Genomic DNA, 23,031 nt, shown 5'->3' on the forward strand with positions numbered 1-23,031 from the left:
ACCTCCCGAACGGTCAGCCCTCGGCAATCACCACGGCCGACGCTACGCCCGCGTCGTGGCTCAGCGACACGTGCCACGACTTCACGCCGAGCTCCGCCGCGCGCGCCGCCACCGTCCCGGTGACCCGCAGCACCGGCCGGCCGGACTCCTCGACCAGCACCTCGGCGTCCGTCCAGCGCAGCCCGGCGGGCGCGCCCAGCGCCTTGGCCAGCGCCTCCTTCGCCGCGAACCGCGCGGCCAGCGACGCCGTCCCGCGCCGCGCCCCGGACGGCAGCACCAGCTCCCCCGCCGTGAACAGCCGCTCCGCCGTCCCGGGCGTGCGCTCCAGGGTCGCCCCGAACCGCTCGATCTCCGCCACGTCGATGCCGACCCCGATGATCACCTGCGCGCTCCCTGACTTCCGCTCCTGCCGGGGGACCTTACGGCACCTGCGGCGCCGGGCCCGCCCACGCCCGGCACGGCGCCCCTGCGGCAGAGCGCAGCCACCGCAGGGGCACCGAACCGTCGTGAGCGGCTACTCGACGGTGACCGACTTGGCCAGGTTGCGCGGCTGGTCGACCTCGTGGCCCTTGGCGGTGGCCAGCTCGCAGGCGAAGACCTGCAGCGGCACGGTGGAGACCAGCGGCTGGAGCAGGGTCGGGGTGGCCGGGATGCGGATCAGGTGGTCCGCGTACGGCACGACGGCCTCGTCGCCCTCCTCGGCGATGACGATGGTGCGGGCACCGCGGGCGCGGATCTCCTGGATGTTGGAGACGATCTTGTCGTGCAGGATCGAGCGGCCGCGCGGCGAGGGCACCACGACGACGACCGGCAGGCCGTCCTCGATCAGCGCGATCGGGCCGTGCTTGAGCTCGCCGGCGGCGAAGCCCTCGGCGTGCATGTAGGCGAGCTCCTTGAGCTTCAGCGCGCCCTCCAGGGCGACCGGGAAGCCCACGTGGCGGCCGAGGAAGAGCACCGAGCGGGCGTCGGCCAGCGAGCGGGCCAGCTCGCGGACCGGCTCCATGGTCCCCAGCACCTCCTCGACGTGCTTCGGCATGTCACCGAGCTCGCGGATGATGCCGAAGATCTCGTCGCCCCACTTGGTGCCGCGGACCTGGCCCAGGTAGAGCGCGACCAGGTAGCAGGCCACCAGCTGGGTCAGGAACGCCTTGGTGGAGGCGACGGCGACCTCGGGGCCGGCGTGGGTGTAGAGCACCGCGTCGGACTCGCGCGGGATGGTCGAGCCGTTGGTGTTGCAGATGGCCAGCACCTTGGCGCCCTGCTCGCGGGCGTGCCGCAGCGCCATCAGGGTGTCCATGGTCTCGCCGGACTGCGAGATGGCGACGACCAGGGTGCGGTCGTCCATGATCGGGTCGCGGTAGCGGAACTCCGAGGCGACCTCGACCTCGCAGGGGATGCGGGTCCAGTGCTCGATCGCGTACTTGGCGATCATGCCGGCGTGGAAGGCGGTGCCGCACGCCACGATGACGACCTTGTCGATCTCCCGCAGCACCTGGTCCGGGATGCGCAGCTCGTCGAGGGTGAGCCGGCCGTCGGTGCCGATCCGGCCGAGGAGGGTGTCGGCGACGGCCTTCGGCTGCTCGGCGATCTCCTTGAGCATGAAGTAGTCGTAGCCGCCCTTCTCGGCGGCGGAGGCGTCCCAGTCGACGTGGTACTCGCGGACCTCGGCGGGGGTGCCGTCGAAGTCGGTCACGGTCACGCCGGAGCGGCGCAGCTCGACGACCTGGTCCTGGCCGAGCTCGATCGCCTCACGGGTGTGCGCGATGAACGCGGCGACGTCCGAGGCGAGGAAGTTCTCGCCCTCGCCGACACCGACCACCAGCGGCGAGTTCCGGCGCGCGCCGACCACCACGTCGGGGGCGTCCGCGTGCACCGCCACCAGCGTGAAGGCGCCGTCGAGCTGCCGGCAGACGGCCCGCATGGCCTCGGCCAGGTCACCGTCGTACGCCTCGGCCAGCAGGTGGGCGACCACCTCGGTGTCGGTCTCCGAGCGCAGGGTGTGCCCGCGCTCGGCGATCTCGGCCCGCAGCTGGGCGAAGTTCTCGATGATGCCGTTGTGGACGACCGCCACCTTGCGGTGGTCGTCCAGGTGGGGGTGGGCGTTGGCGTCGGTCGGGCCGCCGTGGGTGGCCCACCGGGTGTGCCCGATGCCCGTCGTGCCGGCCGGCAGAGGGGTTTCGGCCAGCGACTTCTCCAGGTTGGCGAGCTTGCCCGCCCGCTTGTCCGTCGCGAGGGACCACTGCCCGGAGGCCCCCTGCGTCTGCACGGCCACACCGGCCGAGTCGTACCCTCGGTACTCGAGTCGCCGAAGACCGGCGATCACCACGTCAAGGGCCGACTGGGGGCCCACATATCCAACAATTCCGCACATGCGCGCCAGCATATGCGGCTCGCGAAGGGCTCACGCCGCGCCGGTGGCGACACCGGGTGACCGACACCACACCACCCGTCCTCCACCGCACGGCCCACAATGGACGATGTGCTGACCGAACTCTGTACGCGGGGCGCCGCCACGCCCACTCCCTCCCCGTACGTGGATCTGGACCGCGCCGAGTGGAGCGCGCTGCGCGAGCGCACCCCGCTGCCGCTGACCGCGGAAGAGGTCGAGCGGCTGCGCGGCCTGGGCACCGCCCTCGACCTCGACGAGGTCCGGGACGTCTACCTGCCGCTCTCCCGGCTGCTGAACCTGTACATCCACGCCACCCACGAGCTGCGCGGCGCCCTCGGGACGTTCCTGGACACCCCCGACACCGAGCGCACCCGCACGCCGTTCATCATCGGCGTGGCCGGTTCGGTGGCCGTCGGCAAGTCCACCACCGCCCGCCTGCTGCAGGCACTGCTGGCCCGCTGGCCCGAGCACCCCCGGGTCGAGCTGGTCACCACCGACGGCTTCCTGCTCCCCAACGCGGAGCTGCGCCGCCGCGGCCTGATGGCCCGCAAGGGCTTCCCCGAGTCGTACGACCGGCGGGCGCTGATGCGCTTCGTCGCCGACGTGAAGGCCGGCAAGGACCGCGTCTCCGCGCCCGTCTACTCGCACCTCGTCTACGACATCGTCCCGGACGAGCGGCTGACCGTGGAGCGCCCGGACATCCTGATCGTCGAGGGCCTGAACGTCCTCCAGCCCGCACTGCCCGGCACCGACGGCCGGACCCGGCTGGCCGTCGCCGACTACTTCGACTTCTCCATCTACGTCGACGCGCGCACCGACGACATCGAACGCTGGTACCTGGACCGCTTCCGGAAGCTGCGGCAGACCGCCTTCCAGGACCCCAACTCCTACTTCCGCCGGTTCACCGAGGTGCCGGAGGAGGAGGCGATGGACTACGGCCGGCAGGTCTGGCGCACCATCAACAAGCCCAACCTGCTGGAGAACGTGCTGCCCACCCGCGGCCGGGCCACCCTGATCCTGCAGAAGGGCCAGGACCACAAGGTCCGCCGCGCCCTGCTGCGCAAGCTCTGACCGGCCCAGCGGGGGCTCCCGAACACACGGCCGCCTCCGCTGGCTTACTCTGTTGCGCATGTTTGCGCACACGGGGAAGCGTCAGCGGCTGATCGTCGCACTGGTCTCGTTCGCCGTGGCCGCCACGGCGACGATCCTGGCCGCCGAGACCTCGTCGAACTCCTCGGCGGCGGACAACTCCAGCACCTTGGCCGATCCGACGGTGTCGCCGTCCCCCGTGACCCCGGCGCAGGACGGCAACCGCCTGCGGCTCGGCCTGGCCTACGGCGACACCCTGACCTGGAAGTCCGACCACGCGCTGGCCTCGGCGCTGGACGACGCCACCGCGCTCGGCACGAAGTGGATCCGGGTCGACCTGTCCTGGAACAACATCCAGCCGGACAACCCGAAGAACTTCAACTGGCAGCGGTTCGACCGGGTGCTGAAGGCCGCTCAGCAGCGCGGGCTGGAGGTGCTGCCGACGATCAGCTACACCCCGAAGTGGGCCCGGAAGTCCAACTGCCCCGGCGACGACCCCTCCTGCGCCCCGGCCAAGCCGGAGGACTTCGCGAACTTCGCCAAGGACGCCGCCAAGCGCTACGCGCCGATGGGCGTGCACACCTGGGAGATCTGGAACGAGCCGAACATCCCGTTCTGGGCCCCCAAGCCCGACGCGGCCGCGTACACCAACCTGCTGAAGCTCACCACGAAGGCGATGCGCGCCGCCGATCCCAAGGCGTACCTGCTGATGGGCGGTCTGGCCGCGGTCGGCACCGACCCGGCCAAGGGCTTCGTGTCGCACACCGAGTTCCTCGACCAGGTCTCCAAGCTGGGGGCCAACAAGCTGGTGGACGCGATCGCCTACCACCCCTACACCTATCCGCACCTGCCGAGCGCGAAGACCGACTTCGGCACCGCCTTCGAGCAGATCAGCAGCTCGAAGGACAACCTGGTCGCGGTCCTGGACAAGTACGGCACGCCCGACCTCCCGATCTGGCTGACCGAGACCGGCGCCGCCACCAACGGGCCCGGCGCCGCCGCCGACGCCAACACGATCCCGGACGGCGCCACCCACGTCACCGAGGACTTCCAGGCCGCCATCGCCGCGGACACGGTGCCGGCCGCCGCGGCGAACAAGCACGTCGGCGCGGTCTTCTGGTTCGCCCACCAGGACACCGGCACGGCCAAGGACAAGCAGCGCCGGTCGATGTTCTACGGCCTGCGGCGGTACGACGGGACGGCGAAGCCCGCGTTCAACGCCCTGCGGGACGCGATCGCGGCCTACCAGCGCAAGACCCAGTAGCGCCGGCCTCAGGAGCCCCCGAAGGAGCGGAAGAGGTCGAGGTAGCGGGCGGTCAGTCCGGACCACGCGTAGTGCTGTTCGACCCGTCGACGTCCGGCGGCGCCGAGGCGGTCGGCCAGTTGCCCGTCCGACAGCACGCGCGTGCACGCCGCGGCCAGCGCTGCCACCTCGCCCGGCGGTACCAGCAGGCCGCTCTCCCCGCCGGCCAGGACGTACGGGATGCCGCCGACCGCCGAACCGATCACGGGCGTGCCGCAGGCCATCGCCTCCACCAGCGCCATCCCGAAGGACTCGGCCTCGGTCCGCGACGGCAGGACCAGCGCCGCGGCGGTCCGCAGCGACTCGACCAGGTCGTCCCCGGTCAGCTCGCCGACGGACTCGACCCGGTCGGCCACACCCAGCTCGGCGGCGAGGTCCAGCAGACCGGGCAGGGCGTCCCCGCCACCGACCAGGCGCAGCCGGGCCCCGGGCACGGCCGGCGCCAGCTCGGCGAAGGCGCGGACCAGGACGTCCACGCCCTTCCAGGCCGAGGAGCGGTCCATCCGGCCCGCGTAGACCAGGGTGCGGGGCCGTTGCGAGGCCGCGGCGCCCGGCGTGAACCGCGCGGTGTCGACGCCCGGTGTGATCTCCACCGCGTGCGGCCGGCCGGCCGCCAGCGACACCGGCGAGACCGCGACCAGCGTCCGCGCCCGCCGGAAGACCCGGGGCAGCACCCGGCGTTCGTACGCGCCGATCAGCCGGTCCGCGAGTCCGCTGCCCGGCTCGCCCTTGTGCATCGAACCCGCGTGGTACGTCAGCACGGTGGGCCGGTTGCCGGCCACCGCGACGGCCAGGTCGGCCATGCCGGGGACCGGGGCGTGGGCGTTCACCACCTCGGCCCCGCTGCGGCGCAGCCAGCGGCGGAGCTGGACGGGCCACAGCGGGCTCAGCGGGGTGTTCGACAGCCGGAGCCAGGTACCGAGCCGGATCACCCGGATGCCGTCCTCGTCGGTGACCGAGGTCCGCAAGCCGGAGAGCCGGCTGGTGATCACGACCGCCCGCAGGTCCGGGCTGTCCGCGACCGCCCGGGCGACCCGGGCCGCGTAGTTCTCCACTCCCCCGATCTTGGGCGGGTAGTACGGGGCGACGACCGCCACGGTCCGCCGGCCGCTCACCGGACCACCCGGCGCAGCAGCTCGGGGAAGTTCTCCGCGTCCGCCACGTACTCGGGGAGCCGGTCGCGCAGTGCGGAGCGGTACGCGGCCGGGTCGTCGCGCAGGCCGGCCGCCAGCGGCCACAGCCGTTCGAAGGTCACGTCCTCGATGGGCAGCACCCACTGGCCGAGACCGAGGTCCGCCATGATGCCGCGGGTCTTGTGCTCGTACTCGATGGCGACGCACGGCACGCCGCTGGTCAGCGAGAAGATCACCGAGTGGAACCGGGTGCCGATCAGCATCGAGCACTCGCCGTAGACGCCCTTGAGGTCGCGGTAGTCGACCCGGTCCTCGACCAGGATCGGCGCGTCGGCGCAGTACTGGGCGATCCGGCGCTCGACCACCCGGTCGTCGTCGCCGAGGTAGTCGGTGCTGACCTGGGGTATCAGCACCACCCGGGCGCCCTCGGCCTGGAGCCGGTCGACGGTCCGGGCCAGCGCCCGCTCGTACCGTTCCTGGGCCGCCGGGGGGAGCCAGCGGCGCGCGGTGATGCCGATCAGCGGCTGCCCCGGGTCGACCCCGAGCCGGGCCCGCCAGTCGGAGGTCACGGGCGGGGCGAACGCGAACCCGGCGTCCACCGCGCGGCGGATCCGGTCGGCGGGCATCCCGCACTCCGTCAACAGCTCCACGCTGACGTCCTCGCGGGCGAGGACCAGCGGCGAGCGCTTCAGCACGTGGGCGACCAGTCGGCGCTGCAGCGCGGCCGGGAACGGGCCGAAGGACTGCGGCGCCCACACCACCGGGACGCCGAACTTCTGCGCGATCAGCGCCGGCAGCAGCACGAAGTAGACGTTCTGGTAGCCGTCCAGGCCGCCGCGGGCGAGCAGGTAGCCGCCGCCCATGGAGACCACCAGGTCGGCCTCGGCGACGGCCAGCGCCTCCCGCCTCGCCTCGGCGGGCAGCAGCCGCAGCAGCGCCCGGGCGGCGGGCTTCGGCAGCAGGAGGGCCACGGTGCACAGCGCGGCCACCATCAGGCGGCGGACCAGGCGCACCGCGAACGCGGCCCCGCCGTCCGCGACGTACCGACGGATCGAGCCCAGGTTGGCGACGCCCTCGAAGTCGCCGTGGACGGCCGGGCTCTCCATGCCGGCGATGTCCGTCCGGGCGTCCGGGAAGGCCTCCCGGACGTGGCGGAGGCAGACCGAGAGCAGCGCGGCGTCGCCCGCGTTCTCCCGGACGTAGGCGTTGACGACCACGGTCTTCATCAGTGGGGGTACCCCTCGGCAGGAATCATGGCGGCGGGCGCGGCCGGCCGCGGCGGCTGCTGCGGCGGCTGCGGGACGGCCGGACGGCGCCCGAGCAGGGCACCGGCCGCGTACAGCCCGGAGATCAGGTTGCCGACGCCCCAGGCCCACCCGACCCACACCAGGCCGCGCGGCGCCCAGAGCTGGGCGAGCCCGATGGTGAGGACGGCACCGAGGACGTTGCTGAGGACCAGGTGGCGCATCCGCTGGGTCACCTTGAGCGCGGAGTTGGCCCAGGTCCTCAGCGCGACGGCCAGGGCGCCCACGGCGAGGACCACCAGCAGGCCCTGTGCCCGGTTCCGGTAGTCGCCGCCGAAGACGTGCAGGAGCAGGCCGCTGCCGAGCACCACCGCGGCGACCGCCGGGATCTGCACCACCGCGATGATCCGGGCGGAGCGGCGCAGCAGTTCGCCGAGCCGGGACAGGTCCGAGGAGGCCTCGGCGAACATGGCCTCCCCCACCGCCGAGGACACCGCGTTGAGCAGCGCCGCTATCTGGAACGCGACGAAGAAGCAGCCCGCCGCGGCCGCGCCCAGCCGGTGCAGCACGGTCAGCGGGAGCACCATCATCGGCACCATGCCGAGCAGCCCGGAGACGTGGCTGGCGAACGAGTAGCGGAGCTGCTCGCGGAGCCTGGTGCGCCGGGTCCGCACGTCGAACCGGAAGCCGAGCCGTCGGCGCATCGCGAACAGCGCCCCGACCACGGCCACTGCGTAGCCGGCCCCGGTCGCCCCGACGATGCCGGCGGTGCCGAACACCACCAGGACGGTCGGCGTGACGAGCTTGACCACGCCCTGGAGCAGCCCGTCGATGACCACGTTGTACTGCGGCACCCTGGCCCCGACGAAGACCGACTTGGTCAGCAGGTTGACCGCGGCCAGCGCGCAGCACACCACGAAGGCGGCGGCTCCCAGCGGCTCGTCCCGGAAGAACAGCAGCTTGCTGCCGTACAGCGGCAGGCCCAGCAGGTAGACCACGGCGGCCAGGCAGGCCGTCGCCGCCACCACCACGATCGACTGGGTGATCTGGCCGTTGCGGGCGAAGGCCGGCGCGGGGAATCGGATCAGCGTGTTGTTCAGGCCGAACAGGCTGAGGTTGGCCAGCAGCACGCTCGCCGAGACCAGCGAGGTGGCCAGGCCGACCTGCTCGATCGAGTAGTACCGGGCGACGACCACCCAGAACAGGAAGCCGAGCGCCGCCGTTATCACGGTCGAGGCCAGCAGGAAGAAGGAGCTGCGGTAGACCTGGTCGGTCGGTCGGGCGTGCCGGGCCGGCCGGCCGGCCGCGGCCGGCCGTCTGGAGCCGCGCTGTCCGCTGTGCCTAGCCACGCCCGGTCCGAGCCTGCCGGTAGTGGCGGAGCAGCGAACGCACGTGCTCCTCCCAGGTGAAGGCGGCGACCGCGTGCTCCCGGGAGTGACGCCCCATCCGCTCACGGCGCGGCGCGTCGGCGGCCAGTTCGTCCAGGGTGGCGCCGAGCGTCTCGACCTCGCGCCGCACCAGCGCGACCAGGGAGCGGTCCAAGTCGTACGGGGCGTAGCCGGGATCGTCGGTGGTCACCACCGGGAGGCCCGAGGCCATCGCCTCCTGCACCGTCAGCGGGAAGCCCTCGGCCGTGGACGGCAACGCGAACAGGTCGCACGCCCGGTAGGCCTCGGCGAGCTCCTCGGGCCGGAGGGTGCCGAGGTGGTGCACCCCGGGCCGGCCCGCCAGCGCCGCCGAGTCGCCGTCCCCGGCGAACACCAGGTCGTAACCGGCGGTGCCCCGGTGGGCGGCCAGCAGCAGGTCGTACCCCTTCTTGGGGACCAGCCGGCCCGCGAACAGCACCAGGACCCGGTCGGCCGGCAGCCCGAGGCGCTTGCGGGCCAGCAGCCGCTCCTCCGCCGACCCGGCGGGCCGGAACAGCGCGGTGTCGACGCCGTTGGCGAGATGGCGGGCGCGCTCGGGGCGGGCGCCGAGGCCGAGGACGAAAGCGGCGACCGAGGCGTTGAGGGTGAACACGTTCGCGGCGCGGCGCAGCAGCGCCCGCCCGGCCACCGCGTACACCGCCCGCTGCACCGCGCGGACCACCGCGGACGGGTGCTCCACCATGGCGACGTGCTGGGTGAGGACGTGCGGGGTGCGGGTGAGGACGGCGGCGAGGCCGGCCGTCCACGAGGTCAGGTAGAGGCAGTCGTGCACGTGCACGACGTCGGCCCAGCGCGCCCAGCGGAGCGCGACCGGGAGCGCGGCCGGCGACAGCACCGGGAAGGGCACGCCGGCCCGCTCCGCGCCGTTCCAGGCCGCCACCCGCACCACGCGGACGCCGTCCTCCTCGCCGACGGCGCTGCGCTCACCACTGGTGAGCACCGTGACCTCGGCGCCCGCGGCGACCAGGTTGACCGCCTCCTGCCGCACGACGTTCTCGATGCCGCCCAGGTGCGGGGGGTAGTAGTGGCTGACGAGCAGTACCCGTTGCGGCCCGCTGGCGCTGCTCATCGGTAGATCCTCGCTCCCTCGCTGCTGTAGATCTGGTTCTTGGTGGCGTCCAGCAGACCCATCGGGTAACGGTAGGTGATCAGGTCTCCGCGGTAGAAGACGGTCACCTCGTCCTTCCTGGCCGCGGTCGTGCCGAGCAGCACGTAGGAGTGCGTGCGCATGAAGGTCGGGAAGATCTCGCCCTGGCTCTTGCCGGTGAGCAGGGTCTGCAGCCGGCTGAAGCCGTAGCGGTCCGTCTGGACCAGTTGGCCCTTGTCGTTGGCGGTCCGCTGGGCCAGCCAGAACGCCGCCTGGCGCTCCTCGGCGTGCGGGTAGTAGATGTCGTAGTAGCGGCCGGCGTTGCTCAGCTGGAGCTGCGCCGGGTACCCGCCCAGCACCTTGGGCACCACACCGGTCAGGTCGAGGAACAGCGCCGTGGTCAGCACGCAGGCCAGCGGCACGGTACGCCGGTTCGCCCAGCGCAGCGCCCACAGGGTGCCGGCCGCCACGAACGGCGCGAAGAAGAAGAGCCCCTGCTGGAAGGCGCGGAGCACGCTGTAGTCCACCGACAGCTGGGGCAGCAGCGTGAACAGCGCCACGACGGCGAGTGCCCCGGCGGTCAGCGTGACCTGGTCGCGGGCCGGCCGGAAAGAGCGGCTGCGGCTGCGGAAGACCACCACGAAGCCGACCAGCACCAGCAGTTGGAGGAGCAGCGCCGCCCCCTGCCGCAGCGCCCCGTTGAGCGCCGGGACCGGGATGCCGACCGCCTCCAGGGCCTTGCCGAGCCCGGTCACCGGCAGGTCCGCCTGCGCCACCACGGGCGTGGGGGTGGACTTCAGCTTGGTGAGCGGCATGTAGGCGCCGGCGGCACGCTGGCTCTCGGTCTGTTCGATGGACTCCTCGCGGAATTCGGCGAGCAGTTCCTCCGGGCTCGCCTTGGTGCCGCCGAGCAGGCTGTACGAGGTGTCGGACGAACCGCTCTGCGCCTGACCCGGGTGCAACACGTTCTGCGCCACGATCCGCAGCGTGCTCTGCAGCTGTCCCGAGGTCCCGGTGACCGGCCCGGCCCAGAGCAGCGCGAGGACCGCCGGCAGGAGCACCATCCACCAGGTCACGAACGAGGTGGACTGGTCGTTCTGACTGCGCCGGCGGGGCCGGGGCTCCCGCGACCGCGCGGCCAGCCGCCAGACCTTGTCCACCGCGAAGGCGATGCCTAGGGTCGCCACGACCACGTAGGTCGTGGAGTAGTGCGAGAGGACCACGCCGGCCATCAGCACGCTGAACGTCCAGCGCCGTCGTGCCAGTGGCCGGCCGGGGTCGGTCAGCACCACCATCGAACAGCCGAGCAGCAGGAACGCGACCTCCTGGCGGCCCAGGAAGGTCATGTCGCTGAAGAAGGTCGGGAAGACCATGAAGTAGACGGCCGAGAGCAGCGCCACGAACTGCGGTGCCACGTTGCGCACCGAGCGGTAGACCAGCACCGGGGTGAGGGCGAACAGCAGCGGGAGCAGCGCCTTGAAGACGTACAGGTCCGGAACGGCGGTCAGCCGGACCACGCTGACCGGCAGCAGGGTGACGCTCAGGCAGGCGTTGTAGGCGTCGACGTAGGTCGAGGGATCCCACAGCGAGCCGCCGAGGGTGAGCCGGAAGTACTTGTACTCGCGCTGGATGTCGTGGCCGGTGATGTACCAGCCGCGCAGGGAGTTGAGCAGCAGCAGCGCGGTGGCGGCGACGTACAGCCCGGTCTCCAGCAGGGACGCCGGATAGCGCCGCCGCCGGACCACCAGGAGCACCAGCAGGGCGGCGACCGTCACCAGCGCCACCGTGCTGACCGCGCCGCTGAAGCCGTTGTTGAGCCGGATCGGTCCGGCGACCGAGAGCAGCAGGGCGAGGGCCCCGAGGCCGCCGACGGCCGCCGCCCCCGCCGGCGGGCCCGAGCCCGCCGGCGGCTCCTCGCGCTCCTCCTCGGGTGCGAGGACACCGATCACCAGCAGCACCGTCATGGTCGCCGCCGACAGGTCCAGGCGGCCGAGCGGGCGGTCGTCCCCGAACAGCGGCAGCACCGTGTTCAGTCCGAGGGCCACCAGGATGTCGGTCACCACGGCGAAGCCGACCGCCAGCATCAGCGAGGCGTCGCGGGTGGAGACCACCCGGCTCGCCGTACCGCGCCAGAGCGCCACCGGCGCACCGAGGAGCAGCCACAGGCCGGCCAGGGTGCGCGGAACGGCCGGCATCCCCGGCACCGCCTCCAGCACGCAGGCCAGGCTGACGCCCACCATCACGCCGAGCCGCCCCCGCAGGACGGCGGGCACGGTCATGCCGCCACCGCCGGGTAGAGCGCGCCGTAGACCTCTTCGACCCGGGCGGCGACCGCCTCCCAGGAGTAGCCGCGGGCGGCCTCGGCGCTCCGCGCCGACAGCGCCCCGCGCAGGGCGGGGTCGGCGGCCAGCCGGTCGATCGCGGCGGCCAGCGCGGCCGGCTCGGGCGCCGCGAGCAGGCCCACCTCGCCGAGCAGTTCGGTGTTGCCGGGGACGGCGGTGGCCAGGACCGGCAGTGCCGCCGCCATGGCCTCCAGCGCGACCAGCGGCATCCCCTCCCGGTCGGAGGGCAGCACGAAGGCGTCCGCCGCCTCGTAGGCCGCCACCAGGTCCGCCCCGTGCAGGCCGCCCGCGAACTCGACCGAGCCGAGGCGCAGCTCCGCCGCCCGGGCCTCCAGCCGCTCCCGCAGCTCGCCGTCGCCGACCAGACGGAGCCTGACGGGCTGCCGGACCAGAGCCATCGCCTCCAGCAGGCGGGCGACGTTCTTCTGCGCGCTGAGCCGGCCGACGTACAGCAGCTCGAGCGGACGCTGCCGCGGCTCCCGGACGGGCCGGAAGAACTCCCGGCCGACCCCGTTGGGCACCACGAACACCCGCTCCGCGGGAACGCGGTACCGGTCGCGAACGAAGTCGGCCTGGGACGGGGTCAGGACGATCACGCCGGCCGCCGCGCGCAGCACCCGGCCGAAGACGTGCTTCTTGTACAGCGGCAGCAGCCGGCCGAGCGGACCGGAGGAGTCCACGTCGAGGTGGAAGTGGACCAGGAACCGCCCGCGGCGCACCAGGCTGGTGAGCGCCACCAGTTCCGGCAGCAGCGCGTGGGCGCAGTGCAGGTGGACCACCGAGTCGCGGGGGGCCCGGAGCAGGGAGAGCGGGAGCCCGGGAGCGACGGCGGTGTGGGCGACCTCGACCGCCCGGTGCCGGCGCACGCCCAGCCGGCCCCGCTGCTCGCGCCGTTCCGCGCCCGCGGCGCCGAGCACGGTGGTGACGACGCGCACGTCGTGCCGGTGGGACAGCTGCTGGGAGAGGTGCTCGACGACCCGTTCCAGCCCGCCCAGGTGCGGCGGGTAGTAGGGGGTGACCTGCAGGACGGTACGCATCGGGGTTCCTGGGCGGAGGGTTCGCGGTCCGGAGGTCACGGCTTGCCCTTGATCTGGGCGCTTCCGAACCTGTAGTGCAGCTTCTGCGGGTGACCGGGCAGAGAGACGCGCACCACCGACACCTCGCCCTTGGCGTCGAGGCGGACGACGATCGGCACCGGAGCCCCCTCGTGCGGTACCAGCGGCACGCTGGTGGTGGCCACCGCCTTGCCGTCGGCCGATTCTAGCGTCACCTTCACCTCGTACGACTTCGCGCCCGTGCCGTGGTCGTTGAGCGCCAGCGGCACCACCACGGTGGCGCCCTCGAAGGTCGGCGAGGCGGTGAAGTACAGCTCCGCGAAAGGGGTCTGCTGCTTGGTGAAGGACTGCTCCAGCACGGTTCGCACGGGCTCCAGCGAGCACACCCCGACCACCGCGACCGCGGCGGCCAGGACGGCGGCCGCCAGGCGCAGGCGTCTCCCGTTCCCGGTCGGCCGTCGGCGTCGCGGCCGGGCCGCCGTCCGCGGTGCGGGCGGGTCGGCGGGCAGGTCCGCAGACCGCTCGACGGTCCGGGCGGACTCGCTCACGTGCTCAGACCGCCTCGTAATGCGCGGTCAGCGTGCTGTCCGGAGCGGGCTCGACCACCGGCGCGGCCGGCCTCGGGGTGAGGGCTCCCGGGGACTCGGTGCGTCGCCCGGCCTCCTTCCGGAGCCGGTGCTCGAAGAGCTGCCGGAGGTTGGCCATCCCGTCCGGGAGCGCCTTCAGCTTCACCTCGCCGCCGCGCGGGCGGTACTCGATCGGCACTTCGAGGTAGCGGTACCCGGCCCGGGTCGCCGCGTTCTTGATCTCCTGCGAGAAGGCCATGCCGGGCGAGCGGACGTCCAGCCCGTCCCAGACGTAGCGCCGGAACACCCACATGCCCGACTGGGAATCCCGCAGGCCGTTGCGGAAGAGCCCGCGGCTGAGTGCGCTGAGCGCGTGGTTGGCGATGGTGTGGGTGCGCTTCATCGCCGAGCGGTTCTCGCGGCCGAGCCGATTGGTCGTCATGAACTCCACGTCCTGGTCGACCAGGACGCCCAGCAGCTCGGGCAGCGAGTCGAACGGGTAGGTGCAGTCCGCGTCGCCGGTGGATATGACGTCACCGGTCGCCCGGTCGAACCCGGCCTGGTAGGCGTTGCCGTAGCCGCGCCGGGGCTGCGACACCACGGTGGCGCCGAGGGCCCGGGCAACGTCCGCGGTCCCGTCGGTGGAGGCGTTGTCCACCACGACCACCTCGGTCTGCCAGCCGGCCGCCTCCAGCTCCGCCACCGGGATGGTGTCGAAGACCGTTGGCAGGTTCTCGGCTTCGTTGAGCGCCGGGATGACGATCGACAGACGACTCACGTGGCTCCCCCCTGGAGCGGATGCTTGGCGTTTCCGGCTCCGGGTGGTCCCCACCTCGGATGCCGTCCGCCCACGACAATCGCTCCGTCCCGGACCGGGCTGCGGTGTGGACGACCGCGTACGACGGAGCGCTGGACTCGAACCGCGGGCAAGCCTAGTCCATTTCCGGGCACCACTCGACGCGCGCGTGATCACATTGTGACGGCGGGCTGACGGGCCATTGGCTAGACTGGAGTTTTTCGCTCAGCCCACCAACCAGGCGTTGGTGGGCTTGGCACCCGCATCGGCCTTTCCGTCCTTCAGGCTTGCCACCTGAGCGGGGCTCAGCGCCTTGTCCCAGACCTTGACGTTGGCGAGCACACCGGCCCAGTAGTTGCCCCAGATCCCGTGGTGGCGGCTGCGTCCGAGCTGGAGCGGGCCCGGGCCCGCCCAGATGCCGGGCACCGTCGCGGTGCCGGCCGGGGCGCCGTTGACGTACAGCGCGACCGTCTTGGACGAGGCGTCATAGGTGCCGGTGAGCAGCGCCCACTGACCCGACGTGGTGTCACTCGCCGACATCACCTCGACGGCGGTGCTGTCAGCGCCCTTGTCGGCGGTCTGGACCCGGAAGACCCAGCCCTTCTTGCCATTGGTGTCGTCGCGGCCCAGCTCGAAGGAGTAGGAGACGCCGTCGCCCTCGCTGATGGCCATCCGGGCGCCGGCCGGCGCCTCGCAGTAGACCCACGCCGAGATGCTGAAGCTCTTGGTGACGTCGACCAGCCGGTCGGCGGACTGCGCGAAGGAGTTGCCGTTGCTCCGCAGGCGCAGCACGTTCCCGTTCTTGTCCTTGCCCACCTGGGCGTCCGGGCCCATCGCCAGGTGTGCCTGGCCGGCCCGGTCGGCGAGCAGGTTCTCGTCGCCCGGCACGGTGGCCGCGGATCCGCCGCCGCCGGCGGACGCCGAGGCGCTCGCACTCGCCGAGGAGCTCGGGTCGGCGACCGGGGTGCCGCTGTGACGGGTCTTCACCACCACCACACCGGCGCCCACACCGAGCAGCACCGCGACGGCCACCACCGCGGCGGTCAGCCGCCGCCGCTTGCGCTTCGCGTCCGCCTCCGCCTCGTCCGCCAGCGCCGACCAGTCGGGCTCGGTCGGCGGGCCGGACTGCATCGGGAACGCGGGCGGCGGACCGTACTGACCCTGCGGGTACCCGTAGCCGCCGGTCTCGTACGGGTACCCGTATCCGCCCTGCTGGGGCGGGTATCCGTACCCGGGCTGCGGCACGGGCGGCTGCCCGCCCGGGAAGGGCTCCGGGGGCGTGGCACTGGGGCCCGGGCCGGGCGCGGCAGCCCCGTCGGGCTGGTGGGTACCGTCAGTCATAGACCGGATGCTAGAACATCCGGTCGTTCATCCCAACGGCGGATGCCGGTGAAGACCCTTCATCGAAACATTTCCGGGTCTTTACGGTGGCCTGACCATCGGTCAGGCCACCGCCGGGACCGTCGGCCCGTCAGCCCAGGTGGGTGCGGACGGCGTCGGCGAGGCGCCCGCAGACGGCGTTCGCCTGGGCCTCGTCCGCCGCCTCGACCATCACGCGGACCAGCGGCTCGGTGCCGGACTTGCGCAGCAGCACCCGCCCGGTGGCGCCGAGCTCGGCCTCCGCCTCGCGGACCGCGGCCTGCAGCTCCTCGCAGCTCTCGACCCGGTTCTTGTCCACGCCCTTGACGTTGATCAGCACCTGCGGCAGCCGGGTCATCACCGACGCCAGGTCGGCCAGCGACTGCTTGGTGGCCGCCAGCCGGGCGCCCAGCATCAGGCCGGTGAGGGTGCCGTCGCCGGTGGTCGCGTGGTCGAGCAGGATCACGTGGCCGGACTGCTCGCCGCCGAGCGCGAAGCCGTGCTGCTTCATCTCCTCCAGCACGTACCGGTCGCCGACCGCGGTCTGCACCAGCTCGATGCCCTCGCGCTCCATCGCCAGCTTGAAGCCCAGGTTGGACATCACGGTGGCGACGGCGGTGCCGCGGCGCAGCGTGCCGGCCTCCTTCATGGCGACCGCGAGGATCGCGATGATCTGGTCGCCGTCGACCTCGTTGCCGTCCGCGTCGGCGGCCAGGCAGCGGTCGGCGTCGCCGTCGAGGGCGATGCCGAGGTCCGCGGCGTGCTCCTTCATCGCGACGCGCAGCTTGTCCAGGTGGGTGGAGCCGACGCCGTCGTTGATGTTGAGGCCGGTGGGCTCGGCGCCGAGGGTGTAGACGACCTCCGCGCCGGCCCGGGCGAAGGCCTCCGGGGCGACCCGGGCGGCGGCGCCGTGCGCGCCGTCGATGACGACCTTGACGCCGTCCAGGCGGTTCGGCAGGACGGCGACCAGGTGGGCGACGTACTTGTCGAAGCCCTCGTTGTAGCTGCGGACCCGGCCGACGTCGGCGCCGGTGGGGCGCTTCCACTCGTCGTCGCCGACGCCGTAGCGCCGGTAGTGGGCCTCGATCGCGTCCTCGATCGCGTCGTCCAGCTTGTGGCCGCCACGGGCGAGGAACTTGATGCCGTTGTCCGGCATGGCGTTGTGGCTGGCGGAGAGCATCACGCCGAAGTCGGCGCCGAGCGCGCCGGTGAGGTACGCCACGGCCGGGGTGGGCAGCACGCCGACCCGCAGGACGTCCACGCCCGCGCTGGCCAGGCCGGCGATCACGGCGGCCTCCAGGAACTCTCCGGAGGCGCGCGGGTCACGTCCGACCACGGCGACCGGACGGTGTCCGTCGAAGGCGCCGGCGTCGCCGAGCACGTGAGCCGCCGCGACCGACAGGCCGAGGGCTAGTTCGGCGGTCAGGCCCTCGTTGGCCACACCGCGCACCCCGTCGGTTCCGAAGAGTCGTCCCATGCTTGTCGTCCTGTCCTCAGCGTTCCAGCCGTCGTCGACCGGCTTTCCATCGAATCACTCCACGACCTCCGCACAAGGCCGGGAGCACGACGCCCCGGAGTACACGGGGTACTCCGGGGCGTACGAGTCGCACTCGCGGGATGCGATTAGCGCTTGCTGTACTGCGGCGCCTTGCGGGCCTTCTTGAGACCGGCCTTCTTGCGCTCGACGGCGCGGGCGTCACGGGTCAGGAAGCCGGCCTTCTTGAGCGGGCCGCGGTTGTTGTCCACGTCCGCCTCGTTCAGGGCGCGGGCCACGCCGAGGCGCAGCGCGTAGGCCTGACCGGAGACGCCGCCGCCCGAGATGCGGGCGATGACGTCGTAACGGCCGTCGAGCTCGAGGAGCTTGAACGGCTCGTTGACGGTCTGCTGGTGCACCTTGTTGGGGAAGTAGTTCTCCAGGGTGCGACCGTTGATCTTCCACTGGCCGGTGCCGGGGACGATGCGCACGCGGGCGATCGCCTCCTTGCGGCGGCCGAGGCCGGCGCCGGGGACGGCCTCGCCGAAGCGGCCGGCCAGCGACTCGGTGGTGTACTCGGTCTCGGTGGTGTACTCCTCGACGTTCTCGTCGAAGTCGACCTCGAGGGTGCTCTCGATGGCAGTCTCGGCCACGGTGTTCCTCAGCTCCTGCTTTTCAGTGATGGGGTTGGTGGCCGGAATTACTGCGCGACCTGGGTGATCTCGAACGGCACCGGCTGCTGCGCAGCGTGCGGGTGCTGGTCGCCCGAGTAGACCTTCAGCTTCGAGAGCATCTGACGGCCCAGGGTGTTCTTGGGGAGCATGCCCTTGATGGCCTTCTCGACGGCCTTCTCGGGGTTCTTGTCGAGCAGCTCGTCGTAGCGGACCGAGCGGAGACCGCCCGGGAAGCCGCTGTGGCGGTACGCCATCTTCTGGGTCTTCTTGTTACCCGACAGGTGCACCTTGTCAGCGTTGATGATGACGACGAAGTCGCCGGTGTCAACGTGCGGCGCGTAGATCGCCTTGTGCTTGCCGCGGAGCAGGCTGGCGGCCTGGGAGGCCAGGCGGCCGAGCACGACGTCGGTCGCGTCGATGACGTGCCACTGACGCTGGACGTCGCCGGGCTTGGGGCTGTACGTACGCACGGTCGTAGCCTTCGCTTTTCAGTGAGTGTGTCTGACAGGAGCTCCCTGGACCGAGGGATCAGCCTTGCCCGCCCCGGACGCAATCGGGTTGGGCCGCTGGTCATCGGCCTTGGTGTCTCCGGCGTACCGACCTCTCACGTGAGATGGAGCGAGCCAATACGCACAACAAGGGCCCACGATACCGGGGCGAGGGGGCTGAATCCAAACTCAGCGGTCACGGACCACGCGGGTCACGTCCCAGACCGGCTCGGGAGCCTCGTACACCCGGCCGTCCTCGCCGAAGACCAGGAAGCGGTCGAAGCTCCGGGCGAACCAGCGGTCGTGGGTCACGCACAGCACCGTGCCGTCGAAGGCCTCCAGGCCCTGCTGCAGCGCCTCGGCGCTCTCCAGGTCCAGGTTGTCGGTCGGCTCGTCCAGCAGCAGCGCGGTCGAGCCGGACAGCTCCAGCTTGAGGATCATCAGCCGGGCCTGCTGGCCGCCGGAGAGCGACTCGAACTTCTGCTCCTCCTGCCGGTCCAGCTCGTAGCGGCGCAGCGCCCCCATCGCGGCGCCCCGGCTGAGCGCGTGCTCCTCCTCCACGATCGAGCGCACCGTGCGTCCCAGCAGCTCCGGATGGGCGTGGGACTGCCGGAAGTGGCCCGGCACCACGCGGGCGCCGAGCTTCCAGCTGCCGCCGTGCCTCACGCTCTCGTCGCCGGCCAGCAGCCGCAGGAAGTGCGACTTGCCGGAGCCGTTGGAGCCCAGCACCGCGACCCGCTCGCCGTAGAAGACCTCCAGGTCGAAGGGCTTCATCAGGCCGGTCAGCTCCAGCTGCTCCATGGTGAAGGCCCGCACGCCGGTGCGGCCGCCCTTCAGGCGCATGGAGATCGACTGCTCGCGCGGCGGAGCCTCCGGCGGGCCCGCCGCCTCGAACTTCTTCAGCCGGGTCTGCGCGGCCGCGTACCGCGAGGCCATCTCGTGGCTGACCGCGGCCGCCTGCCGCAGGGTGAGCACCAGCTTCTTCAGCTTGGCGTGCTCCTCGTCCCAGCGGCGGCGCAGCTCCTCGAAGCGCTCGAAGCGGGCCCGGCGGGCGTCGTGGAAGGAGTCGAAGCCGCCGCCGTGCACCCAGACGCTGGAGCCGGCCGCGCCGGACTCCACGCTGATGATCTTGTCTGCGGTGGTGGAGAGCAGCTCGCGGTCGTGCGAGATGAACAGCACCGTCTTGGAGGTCGCCTTGATGGCCTGCTCCAGCCAGCGCTTGCCCGGTACGTCCAGGTAGTTGTCCGGCTCGTCGAGCAGCAGCACCTCGTCCGGGCCGCGCAGCAGCGCCTCCAGCACCAGCCGCTTCTGCTCGCCGCCGGAGAGGGTGTTCAGCCCGCGCCACTGCGCCTTGTCGAAGGGGATGCCGAGCGCGGCCATGGTGCACACGTCCCAGTCGGCCTCGTACTCGTAGCCACCGGCGTCGGACCAGTCGGAGAGCGCCTGGGCGTAGGCCATCTGCGTCTTCTCGTCGTCCTGCGCCATCATCGCCAGCTCGGCCGCGTCGACCGTGCGGGCGGCGGCGGCGATCCGGGCCGGGGCGACCGAGACCAGCAGGTCGCGCACCGAGGCGTCGGCGGGCAGCGCGCCCGGGCCGCCCTCGCCGTCGGCCGCGGCCCTGGTGTCCTCCCGGCCGGTGGTGCCGACGAACTGGCGCATCACGCCGAGCCCGCCGGTGACCGTCACCGACCCGCCGTGCGGCTGCACGTCGCCGGCGATCATGCGCAGCAGCGTGGTCTTGCCCGCGCCGTTGGCGCCCACCAGGGCGACCGCGGAGCCCTCGCCGACCCGGAAGGACGCGTCGTCGAACAGCACCCGCCCGTCCGGCAGGTAGTACTCAAGGTGCGAAATCTCGACGTGTCCCATGGTCGCGATTGTGCCCGGACCCCCGCGGCGGCTCCAAACGGCTTTTCCCGCCACCCGCAGGAGTGAGGCACCTCACACGCCGGTCAGCTCCCGGGCAGGGTGCGCAGCCGGCGGGCCGCCCTGTTGCGGGCGGCCAGCTGGTCGTCGGCCGGGTAGCCGACCTCCTCCAGGGTCAGCCCGTACGGCCGGATCACGTTGACCGCGGAGTTGCGCACCCCGCCGGCCAGCACCTCGCCGGGGAACTCCACCGGCCGGTGCCCGTCGCCGACCAGCAGCATCGCGCCGACCAGCGCCCGCACCATGTTGTGGCAGAAGGCGTCCGCCCGGACGGTGGCCACCGCCAGCGAGCCCTCCTGCGCCGCGTACGGGTCGACCGGCACCCGGTCCCAGTGCAGCTCCAGCAGGGTGCGGATGGTGGTCGCGCCCTCGCGCTTCTTGCAGTACGCGGCGAAGTCGTGCTCGCCGAGCAGCAGCTTCGCCGCGGCGTTCATCTTCTCGACGTCCAGCGGCCGGTCGTGCCACAGCACGTGCCCGCGCAGCAGCGGGTCGACCCCGCCGGGGTGATCGGCGACCCGGTAGGCGTACCGCCGCCAGATCGCCGAGAAGCGGGCGTCGAAGCCGTGCGGCGCCTCGGCGACCCGGTAGATCCGGACGTCGCCGGGCAGCCGTCCGGCGAGCCGGCGCAGCAGCTTCTCGCCGTGCGCGGCCCACAGCTCGACCGGCAGGTCGACGTGCGCGACCTGGCCGCGGGCGTGCACGCCGGCGTCGGTGCGGCCGGCCACGGTCAGCGGGAAGGACTCGGAGCTGCGGGTGACGACCTGCAGCGCGCTCTCGATCTCCTCCTGGACGGTGCGCCGCCCGCGCTGCCGCGCCCAGCCGGAGAACTCGGCCCCGTGGTAGGCGAGGTCCAGCCGGATCCGGACGTACCCGTCGGCGGGGCCGTCCTTCACGGGGGGCTGCTCGGCGCAATCAGTGACCACATCTACTCCAGAGAGAAGGAACGGGCCCGCTCCCCCACGGATGGGAGAACGGGCCCGCAGCAACGCCCAAAGCGGCGACGCCCGAAGGCGTCAGGCCTGCTCGGCCTCGGTGGCCTCGGTGGCCTCGGCCTGCTCGGCCTCCTTGACCGCGCGCTTGGCGGCGGCCTCGGCCTCGGCAACGGTCGCCTTGGTGGCGATCTCGCCCTCGACCAGCTCGATCACGGCCATCGAGGCGTTGTCGCCACGACGGGTGCCGATCTTGGTGATGCGGGTGTAGCCACCCGGGCGGTTCTCGAAGCGCGGCGCGATCTCGGTGAAGAGGGTGTGCAGCACCGACACGTCGGTGATGGTCTTGCGCACCAGGCGACGGTTGTGGATGTCGCCCTTCTTCGCCTTGGTGATCAGCTTCTCCGCCAGCGGGCGCATCCGACGGGCCTTGGCCTCGGTCGTGGTGATGCGGCCGTACTGGAAGAGCTCCCGGCACAGACCGGCGAGCAGCAGCGGCTCGTGGTGCGGGCCGCCGCCGAGGCGGGCACCCTTGGTGGGACGCGGCATGGAATTACTCCTTGGATCTCCTACTGCGGCCGTACCAGGTACCGCAGCGGGCCTGGGCGCACTGTGCTCCCAGGACTTGCATCGACCCGCGGGAACGGCCGCCGAAGCGGCCGTTCCGACGGTTCAAACTCAGTACTGCTCGGTCTCCGCGTAACCCTGGTCGTCCAGGTCGTCGGCGCCGAAGGCGTCGGCGGCGGCGGTCGGGTCGAACCCGGGCGGGCTGTCCTTGAGGGCCAGGCCCATGCCGGCCAGCTTCGCCTTGACCTCGTCGATCGACTTCGCACCGAAGTTGCGGATGTCGAGCAGGTCGGCCTCGGAGCGGGCGACGAGCTCACCCACGGTGTGGATGCCCTCGCGCTTGAGGCAGTTGTACGACCGAACGGTGAGCTCCAGCTCCTCGATCGGCAGCGCCAGGTCGGCGGCCAGGGCGGCGTCCGTCGGGGACGGGCCCATGTCGATGCCCTCGGCGTCGACGTTCAGCTCGCGGGCGAGGCCGAACAGCTCGACGAGGGTCTTGCCGGCCGAGGCCATGGCGTCACGGGGGCGCATGGCGGGCTTGGTCTCGACGTCGACGATGAGCTTGTCGAAGTCGGTCCGCTGCTCGACACGGGTGGCCTCGACCTTGTAGGTGACCTTCAGCACGGGGCTGTAGATCGAGTCGACCGGGATGCGGCCGATCTCCTGGCCGGAAGCCTTGTTCTGCACGGCGGAGACGTAGCCGCGACCGCGCTCGACGGTCAGCTCCATCTCCAGCTTGCCCTTGCCGTTCAGCGTGGCGAGGACCAGCTCGGGGTTGTGCACCTCGACACCGGCCGGGGGCGCGATGTCGGCGGCGGTGACCACACCCGGGCCCTGCTTGCGCAGGTACATCACGACCGGCTCGTCGTGCTCAGAGGAGACGACCAGCTGCTTGATGTTGAGGATGAGGTCGGTCACGTCCTCCTTGACGCCCGGCACGGTGGTGAACTCGTGCAGGACGCCGTCGATCCGGATGCTGGTGACGGCGGCACCGGGGATCGACGACAGCAGGGTGCGACGCAGGGAGTTGCCGAGGGTGTAGCCGAAGCCCGGCTCGAGCGGCTCGATCACGAACCGCGAGCGGAACTCGTCGACGACCTCTTCGGTCAGCGAGGGACGCTGAGCGATCAGCATGTTTCTGGATCCTCCAGTTGTCTTCGGCACCCACTATTTGATGCCGATGGAC

At 72.1% G+C, this 23,031-nt stretch carries 20 protein-coding genes; 2 read left to right on the forward strand and 18 right to left on the reverse strand.

The window, feature by feature from the left end:
- Positions 1–13: 13 nt before the first annotated feature.
- Both ABEB06_RS16040 and glmS read right to left on the reverse strand, forming a co-directional pair.
- A complete protein-coding gene (locus tag ABEB06_RS16040; protein ID WP_345697546.1) occupies positions 14–382 on the reverse strand; it encodes a holo-ACP synthase in 369 nt (122 codons plus the stop codon).
- A gap of 132 nt (positions 383–514) precedes the next feature.
- Entirely contained in the window at positions 515–2,371 is a 1,857-nt protein-coding gene (gene glmS, locus ABEB06_RS16045; RefSeq protein ID WP_345697547.1) for a glutamine--fructose-6-phosphate transaminase (isomerizing), read from the reverse strand.
- A 99-nt stretch (positions 2,372–2,470) separates the two neighbouring features.
- Between glmS and coaA the strand changes: the two genes are divergently transcribed.
- Together coaA and ABEB06_RS16055 are read left to right on the forward strand one after the other, a co-directional pair.
- A complete protein-coding gene (coaA, locus tag ABEB06_RS16050) occupies positions 2,471–3,460 on the forward strand; it encodes a type I pantothenate kinase (RefSeq protein WP_345697548.1) in 990 nt (329 codons plus the stop codon).
- Positions 3,461–3,518: 58 nt separating this feature from the next.
- Positions 3,519–4,742, forward strand: coding sequence for a cellulase family glycosylhydrolase (locus ABEB06_RS16055; RefSeq protein ID WP_345697549.1), 1,224 nt, complete (start codon positions 3,519–3,521; stop codon positions 4,740–4,742).
- Between the two features lie 8 nt (positions 4,743–4,750).
- Here ABEB06_RS16055 and ABEB06_RS16060 read toward each other — a convergent pair whose 3' ends face one another.
- From ABEB06_RS16060 to ABEB06_RS16135, 16 genes are all read right to left on the reverse strand, one after another.
- Positions 4,751–5,896, reverse strand: a complete 1,146-nt coding sequence (locus ABEB06_RS16060) for a glycosyltransferase family 4 protein (RefSeq protein ID WP_345697550.1) — start codon at positions 5,894–5,896, stop codon at positions 4,751–4,753.
- Entirely contained in the window at positions 5,893–7,140 is a 1,248-nt protein-coding gene (locus tag ABEB06_RS16065) for a polysaccharide pyruvyl transferase family protein (RefSeq protein ID WP_345697551.1), read from the reverse strand. The genes ABEB06_RS16060 and ABEB06_RS16065 overlap by 4 nt, the downstream gene beginning before the upstream one ends.
- Positions 7,140–8,507, reverse strand: coding sequence for a lipopolysaccharide biosynthesis protein (locus tag ABEB06_RS16070; RefSeq protein WP_345697552.1), 1,368 nt, complete (start codon positions 8,505–8,507; stop codon positions 7,140–7,142). Before ABEB06_RS16070 ends, ABEB06_RS16065 begins: the two co-directional genes overlap by 1 nt.
- Complete coding sequence (locus ABEB06_RS16075) at positions 8,500–9,654, reverse strand: glycosyltransferase family 4 protein (protein ID WP_345697553.1); 1,155 nt, start codon at positions 9,652–9,654, stop codon at positions 8,500–8,502. Before ABEB06_RS16075 ends, ABEB06_RS16070 begins: the two co-directional genes overlap by 8 nt.
- Positions 9,651–11,951 (reverse strand): DUF2206 domain-containing protein, encoded by a 2,301-nt coding sequence (locus ABEB06_RS16080; protein ID WP_345697554.1) that lies wholly within the window; start codon positions 11,949–11,951, stop codon positions 9,651–9,653. The genes ABEB06_RS16075 and ABEB06_RS16080 overlap by 4 nt, the downstream gene beginning before the upstream one ends.
- The gene (locus tag ABEB06_RS16085) at positions 11,948–13,051 is read right to left on the reverse strand and encodes a glycosyltransferase family 4 protein (RefSeq protein WP_345697555.1); all 1,104 of its coding nucleotides are present in this window, start codon (positions 13,049–13,051) and stop codon (positions 11,948–11,950) included. The genes ABEB06_RS16080 and ABEB06_RS16085 overlap by 4 nt, the downstream gene beginning before the upstream one ends.
- A 35-nt stretch (positions 13,052–13,086) precedes the next feature.
- Positions 13,087–13,617, reverse strand: a complete 531-nt coding sequence (locus ABEB06_RS16090; RefSeq protein WP_345697556.1) for a hypothetical protein — start codon at positions 13,615–13,617, stop codon at positions 13,087–13,089.
- Between the two features lie 4 nt (positions 13,618–13,621).
- Positions 13,622–14,413, reverse strand: coding sequence for a glycosyltransferase family 2 protein (locus ABEB06_RS16095; protein ID WP_345697557.1), 792 nt, complete (start codon positions 14,411–14,413; stop codon positions 13,622–13,624).
- 243 nt (positions 14,414–14,656) lie between these two features.
- Entirely contained in the window at positions 14,657–15,772 is a 1,116-nt protein-coding gene (locus ABEB06_RS16100; RefSeq protein WP_345697558.1) for a LamG domain-containing protein, read from the reverse strand.
- A 130-nt stretch (positions 15,773–15,902) separates the two neighbouring features.
- Entirely contained in the window at positions 15,903–17,267 is a 1,365-nt protein-coding gene (gene glmM, locus ABEB06_RS16105; protein ID WP_345697559.1) for a phosphoglucosamine mutase, read from the reverse strand.
- A gap of 146 nt (positions 17,268–17,413) precedes the next feature.
- Positions 17,414–17,917 carry a 30S ribosomal protein S9 gene (gene rpsI / locus ABEB06_RS16110; RefSeq protein WP_345697560.1) on the reverse strand — a complete coding sequence of 168 codons (504 nt, stop codon included), beginning with the start codon at positions 17,915–17,917 and terminating at the stop codon, positions 17,414–17,416.
- A 47-nt stretch (positions 17,918–17,964) separates the two neighbouring features.
- The gene (gene rplM / locus ABEB06_RS16115) at positions 17,965–18,408 is read right to left on the reverse strand and encodes a 50S ribosomal protein L13 (protein WP_345697561.1); all 444 of its coding nucleotides are present in this window, start codon (positions 18,406–18,408) and stop codon (positions 17,965–17,967) included.
- A 207-nt stretch (positions 18,409–18,615) separates the two neighbouring features.
- A complete protein-coding gene (locus tag ABEB06_RS16120; RefSeq protein WP_345697562.1) occupies positions 18,616–20,292 on the reverse strand; it encodes an ABC-F family ATP-binding cassette domain-containing protein in 1,677 nt (558 codons plus the stop codon).
- Positions 20,293–20,375: 83 nt separating this feature from the next.
- Positions 20,376–21,242: a tRNA pseudouridine(38-40) synthase TruA gene (gene truA, locus ABEB06_RS16125; RefSeq protein ID WP_345697563.1), complete on the reverse strand. Its 867-nt coding sequence runs from the start codon at positions 21,240–21,242 to the stop codon at positions 20,376–20,378.
- A gap of 120 nt (positions 21,243–21,362) precedes the next feature.
- A complete protein-coding gene (gene rplQ, locus ABEB06_RS16130; RefSeq protein ID WP_345697564.1) occupies positions 21,363–21,827 on the reverse strand; it encodes a 50S ribosomal protein L17 in 465 nt (154 codons plus the stop codon).
- Between the two features lie 129 nt (positions 21,828–21,956).
- On the reverse strand, positions 21,957–22,979 hold the full coding sequence (locus ABEB06_RS16135) for a DNA-directed RNA polymerase subunit alpha (protein ID WP_030457404.1): 1,023 nt from the start codon (positions 22,977–22,979) through the stop codon (positions 21,957–21,959).
- Positions 22,980–23,031: the final 52 nt, after the last annotated feature.

This window comes from Kitasatospora terrestris (assembly GCF_039542905.1).
In the GTDB taxonomy this organism is placed as follows: Bacteria; Actinomycetota; Actinomycetes; order Streptomycetales; family Streptomycetaceae; genus Kitasatospora; species Kitasatospora terrestris.